The sequence below is a fragment of the Hyphomonas oceanitis SCH89 genome (assembly GCF_000685295.1).
Lineage (GTDB): Bacteria > Pseudomonadota > Alphaproteobacteria > Caulobacterales > Hyphomonadaceae > Hyphomonas > Hyphomonas oceanitis.
On record NZ_ARYL01000039.1, the window covers coordinates 1 to 12,673 of the forward strand.

Below are 12,673 nucleotides of genomic sequence, written 5' to 3' on the forward strand. Positions count from 1 at the left end.
AACGGACCACTTTTCGGGAGGCAGACCAAATATCCTTCGTGCCGTTATTGTTTTCCTGGAGGAAAACAGCCGTTGCCACAGGGCCATCATTGTCGAAGGTGATCTGGTCGAAAGGTGTCGCAAACCAGTTGGTCTGCTCAAACCGGTCTTCTTCCGATTTGTTCTGGGCGTAGGTGACGTCGCCTGTCAGGGTCAGGTTGTCCATCGGGCGGAATTGAAGGACCAATTGACCATTGATCCGCTCCCGCGAGATATCCGAGAAATCATACCGGCTGTCCTGAGGGATAGCATAGAGCTGGCCATCTTTTGGCGCGTTGGTGACGACTGTAGACCCGTCGCCACGCACATAGCTGCTGTCTCCGAACTCTCCGTCTACAGCGGGGTCGAACACGAGCCAGTCATTGACCTGCTGTGTAGGCGCGCCGGAATCGCGTTTCGAATAGGATCCGAAAACACCCACGCCAAAGCGTTCGCTATTATCGGTCCAGCTCGCGAGGCCTGTCAGTTCAGGCGTGTAATCGTCGCCGTTTTCGTTGCTTGTGTCATTCAGCACCTTGACGCCGGCGGATGCCTGGAAGCCTGGTGTGTCAAGCGGACGACGTGTCCGGATATTGATCGTTGCGCCGATACCGCCCGATGGCAGGATGGCCTGGCCGGTCTTGTAGACTTCCAGAGCGCTCACGCCTTCGGAGGCAAGATTGGAGAAGTCGAACGAGCGGTCGCCGCCGGCACCATAGTTGCCGCGCTCGCCGATCACGCCGATGTCGGCCGTGGGCAGCGTGCGACCATTCAGCGTTACGAGGTTGAAGTCCGGACCGAAGCCGCGGACCGTTATCTTGGAGCCCTCACCGTTCGAGCGGTCGATCGACACACCGGTGATACGCTGAAGCGATTCAGCGAGGTTGGTGTCAGGGAACTTGCCGATGTCTTCGGCCGAAATGGCGTCGAGAACGCCATTGGATTCACGCTTGAGATCCATCGCGCGCTCAAGAGAGCCGCGAATACCTTGAACCACCACAACTTCCTGGCGGGACTCTTCCTCTACTGCTTCCTGCGCCGATGCCGGCATGGCGCTGATGAGCGACACAGCGGAAACGCCGCAGAGCAGGGCGGTCCACTTGGGGGTGCGCTTATCGCGCACCACGACTTGTTCCTTGGTAAAGGTCATAGACTTCCTCCCTCTGAGCGTCGACGTCATCCCACGATGCGCCGAACTTGTTTAATTGGGTCATGGCCCGAAACGCCGGTCTTCATGCCTGAGTTGATGCGACCACGAAATGTTTGCGCTATCAATAGGCCGTAACGAAAATCTTAGCGAAGTCCAAAAAGTGTGTCGTATTGGCAACACCTCGCGCTAAGGGCGAAAACCAAGCGTTGCGGGATTTGCATTTTGTTGAAGCCGCTTTGGGTCTTGAAAAGACTTGGCGAACGCTATGTTAGCGTGCAACAAAGATGGCCAGACAAGTGGAGATGCGCACGATGCGACATCTCCCATATGCGGAGGAGTACACATGCGCACATCAGTCAGATCAAAGACTATTCGGTTTCGGGAAACGGTAGCAATCGCTGCTCTGATTGCAGGAGTCGCCGCATGCGCAGGCATATCTGAGCAAGCTGTAAATGCTGATGATGTAACGACAGAGCTCAGCGATAGCACGCCTACAGCACCCGTTTATGAGTATCCTTTTCAGGATCCGTCCCTAAGCGCCGAAGCACGTGCTGCCGACCTCGTGGGTCGACTGACTCTCAAGGAAAAATCTGAGCAAATGTATGACAAGGCAACGCCGATCGAGCGTCTTGGCATTCGCAAACACAATTGGTGGAACGAGGCGCTGCATGGAGTTGCGCGTGCAGGCGAAGCGACTGTTTTCCCGCAAGCGATAGGCCTTGCGGCGACATGGGATGAAGATCTCATGCTCAATGTTGCGACTGCGATCTCGGATGAAGGCCGCGCCAAGCATAATAATTTCGCCAGGCAAGGCGTATACGAGATGTATACGGACCTGACCTTCTGGTCGCCAAACATAAACATTTTCCGCGATCCGCGCTGGGGACGCGGGCAGGAGACTTATGGAGAGGATCCATTCCTCACCGGTAGGATGGCGACGAATTTCGTCAATGGCATTCAGGGTGACGACAAGAAATACCTGAAAGCCGTTGCAACCGTGAAACATTTCGCCGTCCACTCTGGTCCCGAAACGACCCGCCACTCTGACGACTATAATCCGACCGAAGCGGACCTCCACGAAACCTATCTCGGCGCGTTTAAGGCTGCATTCGATAACACCCAGGTTGCCTCTGTCATGTGCGCCTACAACGCCTTCCGCGGCGCACCAGCCTGCGGCAGCGAGGAGCTGATGGTCGACATCCTCCGCGGAGAACTGGGTTTCGATGGATATGTCGTGTCCGATTGTGGCGCGATCGGCGACTTCTATTATGATTACGCGCACAACTATGTCGCCACACGAGCTGAAGCCGCAGCGCTGTCAGTCAAAATGGGCACCGACCTGAATTGCGGCGACGGCGAAGGCAACAAGATGGATGCGCTTCCGGAAGCCGTCGCGCTTGGCCTGATTGATGAGGCAACAATCGACAAGGCCGTCACGCGGCTCTTCACAGCGCGATTCCGCCTCGGCGAGTTCGACAAGGAAGTTCCGTATTCCGAGATTCCCTTCAGCGTCGTTGCGAGCGAGAAGAACCTGTCCTTATCAGCGGAAGCGGCGCGTGATTCGCTCGTGCTCCTTAAAAATGATGGAATTCTTCCGCTCAAAGAGGGCACAAAGGTCGCCGTGATCGGCCCGAACGCCGATAATGAGCTGACATTGGTCGCGAACTATTTCGGTTATCCGACCGCACCTGTCACGGCCCTTGAGGGCGTGATCGCCAAGGCTGGCGCCGGGAATGTCGTCTATGCGCCCGGCTCCGCGCTGGCTGGCAACGTATTCGGCAACAGGAAGCCGGTCGAGGCGGGCGTTTTCAAGCACCTCGACGAGAACGGAGATCTGCAGCCCGGCCTGACGATGACGAGTTGGCACAACCGTACGGGTGAGGGCGATCCGGTGTCGGTGACAGTCGACGCGCAGATCGACCACCACTGGAAAACCTCGCCTATCAACGGCGAGGTGGCCGACGAATTTGTGATTGTCTGGACGGGCTTCATCGTTCCGGAAACCGATGGTGCCTACAGCTTTGGGGTCCCGAGAATGTCCGAGGCTACGGTTGACGGCAAGAATATCACGGATGGTCCAATCGAGATGAAGGCTGGCGAGGCCTACCCGGTCGAATATACGCTGAACGCGGTGCGGGACTGGCCGGTCAACACGATCGAACCCACAGCAAAGCTTTCATGGGTGAATACATCCCGTGACTGGGCCGGGGAGGCGCTAGAGGCTGCCAAGGACGCCGATGTAGTGTTGTTCTTCGGCGGGATTGATGCCGATCTTGAGGGCGAGGAGATGAGCGTCAAGATTGATGGTTTTCTCGGTGGAGACCGGACTGATCTCAAGTTGCCTCAGGTCCAGGAAGACCTGCTGAAAAAGCTCCACGCTACCAGCAAGCCAGTCGTTCTGGTCAACTTCTCCGGTAGCGCTATGGCACTCAACTGGGAAGACGAGAATCTGCCGGCGATTGTCCAGGCCTTCTATCCTGGCGAAAAGGCAGGCGTGGCGATCGCTGACCTTCTCTGGGGCGAATACAGTCCTTCTGGCCGCTTGCCTGTCACCTTCTACAAATCGCTCGAAGGTATGCCTGCCTTTGACGATTACTCGATGAAGAACCGGACCTATAAGTATTACGAGGGCGAACCGCTCTATCCGTTCGGTTACGGCTTGAGCTACACAACGTTCAAGTATTCCGACATCTCAGTGCCTGAAAATCCTGATGGCGGTGATGCAATGCCTGTCTCTGTCATGGTGACGAATACAGGAGACCGTGCAGGGCGCGAAGTTGTGCAGGCCTACATCCAGCTCAACAGTCGTCCTAACGCTTCCACGCCGCGTGTAGAACTCGTTGCTTTTGATGTGGTTGATCTGGCCCCAGGTGAGAGCCAGCGCGTTACATTTGACCTGTCGCCTGAGCGGCTTGGTTATTTTGACGATGCCGGAAAACTGATCGCACCGGCTGGTATGTCAGCAACACTTTCCGTTGGTGGCGGGCAGCCAGGCTATATGACTGAAGATGGCGCAGTCTCAACCGAGGTCAACTTCGCACGGGAATAATGCGGGGCATATGGGGCACTCCCGCTCCCCAATGGGGCGGGAGACACCATGCTCAATCCACCGCGAGGCTAAAGGGCGCGACTGGCACATCCTTAGCCGAGAACAGGTTGCATAGAGGCGCATCACCCCAGCAGTAGCGAACCTCCACAGGCTCCATGTTGGCAGGAATGTTGATCGTGATTGTCTTGCCATTCAGCTTTGCCTCGGCCCATTTGCAACTGCCGGATGTATCGCAAGTCTGAAATGCTATTGGCCTGTCAGATCCGATAATCTTGAAACCGTCTGTTGGCATCTCCATCGTGATCGTCCCTTGGCGCCGCGTCGCGATAGACGGCGCAATGCCGTCTGCAAATCCGTTTTCGCTTCCATCGAGCACATTGAATACATCGGTCACCCGCTCCGCCACGAGCTGCTTGTTCGGGGGGTGAATATCCGTCCTGTCGCCGGCATCAATCGTTACGGCCAAGCCGGTGAGGGAATCCTTGAGTGCGACCCTGCGCTCTGCTTCCCGCACATCAGACCAACCCGACGGTCCTGCCTTGTCAGGCAGTGCTCCATAGCCTGGCAACTGCACGACTACGACAGGCAGTTCCGCGCCAAAGTCTTGCCGCCAGCGGGCGATCAATTGCGTGAGTAGGGCCTGGTATTGTCCGCCCCGGTCCGTATTGCTTTCCCCTTGATACCAGATCGCTCCGCCCATCGGGTAGCCAGCGAGCGGCGCGGTCATGGCATTGTGGATCGTCGTGTGCCCGCTCACCGATTCCCACGGCGGCTGCGGTCCGCCGGCTTTATCCTCGCTGATGACTTTGTATGACCAGTCCGTGCCAAGCGGGAGGGTCTCTCCAGAGTCCAGTTGCAGGCTGACCACATCAGCCGGCCCCATCATTCCGCCTGGCCCGTAGGTGTTGCGCACATTGACGATGATGGTGTTCTTCCCGGCCTTCAGGAAAGAGGCGGGCACTTCATAGGTTCTGTTGTCCGTCCAGCTGGAGGTCGAACCGAGGAAGCGGCCATTGATCCAGGTCGCATCCGTATCGTCGAACAGGCCAAGGGACAAGGCACCGGCCTTGCGCGCCTGTGTTTTTGAAAGTGTGAAAGACTTGGAGAACCAGACGCGGCCAAGATGACCCTTCATGTCCCGGTCTTCATAGGTCTGCCAGTCGGCCATTTCGGCTGGCGCAGGTTTCCATCCCGCGCCTTCGCCGGAATCAGTCCATGTCGCGCCGTCCTCATAAGCGGCCCGCCACCAGCGTTCCCATTCTTCGCCATAAGCCATCATCGCTGCGTGCTTGTCGCGGGCGTAGAGAGACAGTTGGTGGAGTTGCGCAGAAAATCCGCCGATCTTTTCGAGATCGGCCGCCGAGAGCCAAGACTCAATCTGCGAGCCACCCCAGGAGGCATCAATCAGGCCGACCGGGACTCCGCGATGCTCCTGCAAATCCGCGCCTGAAAGATAGCAAACAGCCGAAAAATCCCTGACGGTCTCCGGCGTTGTATTCTCCCAAATCGCGCCTTCCGGCAGCATCTCGAGAGGTGTGATGCTCGTGACCTGCGGAATTGTCATCAGCCGTAGGTTTGGGTTGTTTGCTTCGGCAATCACGCGGTCTGGATTGAGCGTCCTGTAAACCGGGAATTCCATGTTCGACTGGCCCGAGCACAGGATGACGTCGCCAACGAGTATGTTTTCGTACGTGGAAGTGCCTGAAGAGTCCCGAATCGACAATTTATAGGGTCCACCGGCCGCCATCTCTGGCAACTCGGCCTGCCACGCGCCACTCTGATCTGCCCGGGTCGATAGGCTCACGCCCGCGATCTCGATAGAGACTTGCGAGCCTGCTGCCGCAGATCCATGCAGTGGAATGACCCTCTCACGCTGGACGACAGCCGAATTCATCACAGGCCCGCTGAGCACTGGTTCGGAAAATGCCGGTTGATGCAGCCAGGGCAAGATCGCCGCAGAGCCCAACAAAACGCCAATAATCCGGGATCTGACGGTCATATCGTGCTCTCTCCGTTCTTTCAGGCAGAGGGTGTCGATTTTTCTAGATCGTGATCCCGGCCGTTTTGGCGTCGGCCAGAAATGTTTCCAGACCTTTTGCCGTCAGCACATGATCGGCCAGCGCGCTGATGACATTCGGCGGCGCCGTCATCACATCCGCGCCAATCAAGGCGCATTCCTTTACATGGAGTGGACCACGGATCGACGCGGCAAGTATCTGCGTGTCGAACATGTAGTTGTCATAGATCGTGCGGATTTCCCGAATAAGGTCCAGTCCATCGACATGGATGTCGTCGAGCCGCCCGATGAAAGGAGAGATATAGGTTGCGCCAGCCTTGGCCGCGAGAAGAGCCTGGTTCGCTGAAAAGCAGAGCGTCACATTGGTTTGCGTGCCCTCATCGGACAGCGTCTTGCACACCTGCAATCCGGCCAGGGTCAATGGCAGTTTGACAACCACATTATGCGCGATCGCCGCGAGCTTGCGGCCCTGCTGCAACATTCCTTCCGCATCAACTGCAATAACCTCTGCGCTGACGGGCCCGGATACGATGCCACAAATCTCGGCAATCGTTTCCTTGAAGTCCCGGCCTGATTTCTTGATGAGGCTGGGATTGGTAGTTACGCCATCCACGAGACCAAGCGCGTTGAGTTCCGCGATGGCATCAAGGTCAGCTGTATCGACAAAAAATTGCATGGGTAGACCCTATTTGATGCTGCGGGCGACAAGGTTTTCAAGGTACTCTTGCCGACCCGAGCTATGCTTCCCGTTAAGGCTATCGGAGGCGGCCTGATCCGCAATGGAGGCCAGCGAAGCGCCTTCGGCGAGCATCTTCTTGCCGAGTGACCCATTCCAGCCGCTGTAGCGCTTCTCTTTCAGATCGTTGATTTCGCCACGCTCGATCAGGTCCGCTGCAGCCAGCAGCGCCCGGGCGAGGGCATCTGCGCCACCGATATGGCCGTGGAACAGATCGGCAAGATCGTTGCTTTGGCGTCGCACCTTGGCATCAAAGTTGAAGCCGCCTGTGTCGAGTCCGCCCGATGGGAGGAGCTCCACCAGCGCCAGTGTGATGTCACGAACGTCCAGGTTGAACTGGTCCGTATCCCATCCATTCTGGTAGTTGCCAGAGTTGATATCGATAGAGCCCATCATGTCGAGCGAAACAGCCGTGGCAACTTCATGCGCGAAGCTGTGGCCAGACAGCGTCGCGTGGTTCGGCTCGATGTTGACGTGTACTTCGCCGAGCAGGCCAAACCGCGAAAGGAAACCGTAAATCGTGGCCGTATCGAAGTCGTACTGATGGTACATCGGCTCGTGCGGCTTGGGTTCGATCAGGATTTTACCCTTGAAGCCGATCTTGTGCTTGTGCTCGACAACCATCGACAGGAAGCGACCGAAATTCTCAAGCTCGCGCGTCAGGTCTGTATTCAGAAGCGTGTCATAGCCTTCACGGCCACCCCAGAGGACATAATTCTCGCCGCCCAGACGATGCGTCGCCTCAAGGCAATCACGTATCTGGCGCACGGCGCAGGCCGCCACTTCCGGATCAGGATTGGTCAGGCCACCAGCGGCGTAGCGCGGGTGGCTGAAAAGGTTCGCGGTGCCCCAGAGCAGTTTGACGCCGGTCTCTTCCTGGTAAGTGCCAAGTCGGTCGCTTGCGCGCTTGAAATTGCTCGAGAGTTCGTCCGGCGTAGCGGAGGCTTCGGTCACGTCCACATCATGGAAGCAGTAATAGGGAAGCCCCAGTTTCGTGAAGAATTCAAAAGCCGCTGCCATCTTCGCGTCAGCAGCGCTCCGGTCATTGGCGGAGTTCTGCCATGGGCGATCAAACGTGCCTGCGCCGAAAATGTCGAAGCCATCCCAGCAGAAGGTGTGCCAATAGCACACTGCCATACGCAGGTGGTCTTCCATACGCTTCCCAAGCACCATCTGGTCTTTATTATAGTAGCGATAAGCGAGCGTGTTCTCGCTGTCGGGGCCCTCAAACTTGATTGGGGCGATGTCACCGAAGACCGGATCCTTAAGCGTCATTCTATCTGTGTCAGCCATTCGAAGCTCCTGTAAATTCATCTGAGAGCGCCCCATAAAGGCGCGTAAATTTTTTGCGCTTGGTTTCGAGCCGATCCATGTCGGCGTCGTGTGGTTCGATGACGTTGGTCGTCGCAGGGGCGCCGAACGCATCCTCGTAGGACATCGGGTTTTGGGAATACCGGGCCAGCCGGGCTGCGCCGAGTGCAGGCCCGCTGGACGCGCCGTCGCGGTAGAACAGAGGCCGCTTCAGGACCGCTGCGAGAATGCGTCCCCAATAGACCGATTGCGAGCCGCCGCCGATGACGGAGATGGACTTGATATCGATTCCACATGCCAGCAACGCGTCCAGGCCATCGGCCATCCCGAAAGCCACACCCTCGAGCACAGCCTGGGCGATCTGGGCTGCGCCAGTGTCATGCGTGAGACCGAACAGGACGCCGCTCGCATAAGGATTGTTATGCGGGGTACGTTCACCTGACAGGTAGGGGAGGAAAACCTCCTGTCCGGCGATCGTGCCGTCCTGTTCGGCCTTTTCGATGAGTATTTCAGCGTTCTTTGTGCCTGTGGCGCGGCATGCCCAATCGAGACAGCTGGCGGCGCTCAACATGACCGACATAAGATGCCAGCGATCGGGCAGGGCATGACAAAAGGCATGTGCCGCAGAGCCGGGGTTTGAACGAAACTTGTTGCCGGCGACGAAGATCACTCCCGACGTTCCGAGGGAGAGCAAGGCATCGCCTTCGTCCACTACGCCGACGCCGACTGCGCCCGCCGCATTGTCACCGCCCCCTGCCACGACAGGCACGCGGTCCATGCCCCAGGCTTCAGCGGCCTCCTGTCGAAGGATGCCGGTTTCTTCAGGGCCTTCATACAGCGTCGGCATCTGGTCTTCCGACAGTCCGCAGGCCGCGAGCAAGGGGGCATGCCAGCGACGTTTCGCGACATCCATCCACAGCGTACCGGCTGAGTCAGACATGTCGGATGCAATTTCACCCGTCATGCGCAGACGGACATAATCCTTGGGCAGCAGAACTTTATGTATTTTGGCAAAGACATCCGGTTCGTGTTGACGAACCCATTCGAGCTTCGGCGCCGTGAAGCCGGGCATGACGATGTTGCCGCCCTTGGTAACGAAGTCAGGCTCGCGCGATTGCAGTTCAGCACTCTCAAGAATGCTTCGGCCGTCATTCCACAAAATAGCCGGCCTGAGTGGCGTCAGCGACTTGTCGAGCAGCGTCGCGCCATGCATCTGACCGGAGAGGCCAACTGCACGCACCTTGTGTCGCTTGTTCACATCAAGTCCGGCGACGGCCATGTTGGTCGCCGTCCACCAGTCGGATGGCTTCTGCTCTGACCAAAGGGGACGGGGGCGCGATATCGGTATTTCGGCGCTGCTTGTGCCGACAACGTTTCCTGCATCGTCAAGCAGGAGCGCCTTCACGCTCGATGTGCCGATATCAATTCCCAAATACACGAATACCGTTCCCTCTGGCCGTCCGTCTGTGCGGACAGGTGTTTTTTATTATTATATGATACCGCTAACATCAGAGGTCGCGCCCGACAAGATGGGCCGGCATTTTTTCTTGAGTTCAGATGACAAAATGGCAGTTCGAGGGCACTCTACTCGTCGGGAGAGGGAAACTCCGATAGAGCTTTGGCGTGTTCATGCCGTCGCAAACACGACAGACCACGGCTTTTTTTAAATCGCTTTGCGGATTGCGCAGGCTGAGTTAGCGTTGATAATGGTAGCCCTAACATTATGGGGTTTTGATTCATCAAGACGATAAGACGGACTTGATTCCGCGGAATGCCAAGGGAGGCAAAATGACTGATACGACAATCACACCGGGAAAATTCGAAGGTGACTTCGCATTTGTACTGCTGATCAGTTGCGTGGCAACGATCGGGGGCTTCCTGTTCGGATTTGACAGCGGTGTCATCAACGGCACCGTCGATGGCCTACGCTCCGCCTTCAATTCAGAAGAGGTCGGCACGGGTTTCAATGTGGCCTCCATGCTGCTCGGCTGCGCTGCGGGCGCCGCCCTCGCGGGGCGCCTGTCTGACACGTTCGGGCGCCGTACCATGATGATCGTCGCATCGATCTTCTTCATCGTCAGCGCCTGGGGGTCAGGCTTTGCACACAGCTCGTTCGAATTCGTAATCTTCCGTATCATTGGCGGTCTTGCGGTGGGCGCCGCGAGTGTTATGTCGCCGGCCTATATTTCAGAGATCGCGCCGGCTCGGTTTCGCGGGCGTCTCTCATCCATCCAGCAGGTTGCCATCATCAGTGGCCTCTTCGTGGCGTTCCTCAGCAACTACCTGATCGCCGGTTCGGCCGGGTCGTCCCTCAACGAATGGCTTTTCGGTTTTGAAGCCTGGCGCTGGATGTTCTGGGTCGAACTCCTGCCGGCGACCTTCTTCCTTGTTGCGCTTCTGTTCATCCCGGAAAGCCCACGATTCCTCGTGGTCAAAGGTAGTTCGGAAAAGGCCGAGAGCGTACTCGCGCGTATCGGCGGTGCTCGCCGCGCGCCGCAGAAAGTCAGCGAGATCGAGCGGTCGCTCGCGGTTGATGATCACAAGCCGCGCATGTCTGACGTGCTGGCAAAGGGCACATTCCTGCGGCCCATCGTGTGGATCGGTATCGGTCTAGCCACCTTCCAGCAACTGGTCGGTATCAACGTCGTCTTCTATTATGGCGCTGTGCTCTGGCAGGCTGTCGGCTTCTCGGAAGGCGACGCGCTTCTGATCAACGTGATCTCCGGCGCCGTCTCTATTCTGGCCGTCATCGTAGCCCTCGCCCTGATCGACCGTATCGGGCGCAAGCCGTTGCTTTTCGTCGGCTCGATAGGCATGGCTGTTTCGCTTTCCGTGCTCGTCTTCTGCTTCTCGCAGGCGCGGCTGGTGGATGGCCAGGTCAGCTTGCCCGGCAGTATCGGCCTGATCGCGCTTCTGGCGGCAAATGCCTATGTGGCCTTCTTCAATGGCTCGTGGGGCCCCGTCATGTGGGTGTCGCTGGGTGAGATGTTCCCCAACCAGATCCGTGGTTCCGGCCTTGCGGTTGCGGGCTTCTTCCAGTGGGTGGCGAACTTCCTGATCACCTGGACCTTCCCGATGATGCTGGGAAGCGCGGCCATCGGCCTGACAGGCGCCTACGGTATCTACGCCATATTTGCGTTCATCTCGATCGGCTTCGTCGTCTGGGCCGTTCGCGAAACCAAGGGCAAGGAACTGGAAGACATGCAGAGCTAGGCAGCGCTGCAGCATTCATGAAAGGCAGGCGAGTTGAGGCTCGCCTGCCTTTTTCATGTCTGGGGAAAGTCAGGGCACCCGCTTGGGGCAAACGCTGCTATTTCGGCTCTGTCAGGCTTTCGCGCTCAACAATCTCAATTGCATCGATGGTCACGTGCAATTGCTCACCATTCCATGTCCGGCTGGTGATTTCCGAAATGATATCGACCGCATTCTGCGCCATTTCCGCGATGGGCTGGCGCACGGTGGTCAAGCGGGGCCAGATGGCAGCGGCAATCGCCGTGTCATCGAAGCCGACAATCGACAGTTCGGACGGGATTTTCAGTCCGCGACGTTGGGCGCCCGCGCTGATCCCTGCCGCCATATCGTCGTTGCTTGCGAACACGGCGGTCGGAGGCGAGGTGGTGTCCAGCATCTTGCTGGCCAGCTCAAGGCCCGACACGAACGTGAAGTCCCCCTGAAACATCAGGCTCTGATCCACGGGGATACCGTGCTTCTCCAATGCCTTCTCGAAACCGGCTTGACGCTGGAGGCTCGAAGGATGCTCAACAGGTCCACGAATGAATCCAATACGGCGGTGGCCCTTGGCGATCAGCAGTTCCGTCATCTCGAATGCTGCAGCGACGTCGTCGAAGGCGACACTGGAATGGACCGATTCCTCATCCCGAAAGCTGAGCGCTACGACAGGAATACCCATTTCCTTCAACAGGCCGAGGAGCGTCAGATTGTTGCTCAGCGGCGGCGCTAGGATCAGCCCATTGAGACGGATCGAGCTCAAGCGCTTCACAATGAGGGATGTGTCGAGATCACCCTCGATATCGGACAGGTCTTCAATGACAAGGTGGTGGCCCAGGTCGCGGCACCGTTTGAGGGCGCTGACCAGAAGGGCGCTGAGATAGCTGGGGCTCGGGTTGTAATAGGCGAGACCAATCAGCTTTGACTTACCGCCTGCCAGGCTCCGGGCCATCAAATTCGGGCGGTAGTTCAAGGCGGCGATGGCGGCCTCAACCTTCAAACGGGTCGATTCCTTGACCAGTTTTTGTTTGTTGAGAACGCGCGAAACCGTCATCTGCGAGACGCCGGCTTCCTCGGCAACTTCCTTGATCGTGATCGGCTGAGGCTTGTTCACTGCAATATTATCCATCCATTTCCCACTATGGGGGCCTCAGCCTCTAACTA

At 57.6% G+C, this 12,673-nt stretch carries 8 protein-coding genes; 2 read left to right on the top strand and 6 right to left on the bottom strand.

Features of this window, described 5'->3' with window-relative positions; genetic code table 11:
- Positions 1-1,168 (bottom strand): TonB-dependent receptor plug domain-containing protein (locus HOC_RS17560; protein ID WP_206741602.1); only part of this gene is annotated, 1,168 nt, incomplete at its 3' end.
- 343 nt (positions 1,169-1,511) lie between these two features.
- Between HOC_RS17560 and HOC_RS17565 the strand changes: the two genes are divergently transcribed.
- Positions 1,512-4,217, top strand: a complete 2,706-nt coding sequence (locus tag HOC_RS17565; RefSeq protein ID WP_051625051.1) for a glycoside hydrolase family 3 C-terminal domain-containing protein — start codon at positions 1,512-1,514, stop codon at positions 4,215-4,217.
- A gap of 52 nt (positions 4,218-4,269) precedes the next feature.
- Here the strand turns inward: HOC_RS17565 and HOC_RS17570 are convergent, their stop codons facing one another.
- From HOC_RS17570 to xylB, 4 genes are read right to left on the bottom strand one after another with little or no spacing between them, the layout of a single operon-like run.
- Entirely contained in the window at positions 4,270-6,216 is a 1,947-nt protein-coding gene (locus HOC_RS17570) for a sialate O-acetylesterase (protein WP_035541031.1), read from the bottom strand.
- Positions 6,217-6,259: 43 nt separating this feature from the next.
- Positions 6,260-6,910: a fructose-6-phosphate aldolase gene (fsa, locus tag HOC_RS17575; RefSeq protein WP_035541033.1), complete on the bottom strand. Its 651-nt coding sequence runs from the start codon at positions 6,908-6,910 to the stop codon at positions 6,260-6,262.
- 9 nt (positions 6,911-6,919) lie between these two features.
- Positions 6,920-8,263, bottom strand: a complete 1,344-nt coding sequence (xylA, locus tag HOC_RS17580) for a xylose isomerase (RefSeq protein WP_418887243.1) — start codon at positions 8,261-8,263, stop codon at positions 6,920-6,922.
- Positions 8,256-9,719: a xylulokinase gene (gene xylB, locus HOC_RS17585; protein WP_035541035.1), complete on the bottom strand. Its 1,464-nt coding sequence runs from the start codon at positions 9,717-9,719 to the stop codon at positions 8,256-8,258. Before xylB ends, xylA begins: the two co-directional genes overlap by 8 nt.
- Positions 9,720-10,069: 350 nt before the next feature.
- Here xylB and HOC_RS17590 point away from each other — a divergent pair, with 350 nt between their 5' ends.
- Positions 10,070-11,494, top strand: coding sequence for a sugar porter family MFS transporter (locus tag HOC_RS17590; protein WP_051625054.1), 1,425 nt, complete (start codon positions 10,070-10,072; stop codon positions 11,492-11,494).
- 97 nt (positions 11,495-11,591) lie between these two features.
- Here the strand turns inward: HOC_RS17590 and HOC_RS17595 are convergent, their stop codons facing one another.
- Positions 11,592-12,638, bottom strand: a complete 1,047-nt coding sequence (locus HOC_RS17595; protein ID WP_035541037.1) for a LacI family DNA-binding transcriptional regulator — start codon at positions 12,636-12,638, stop codon at positions 11,592-11,594.
- Positions 12,639-12,673: the final 35 nt, after the last annotated feature.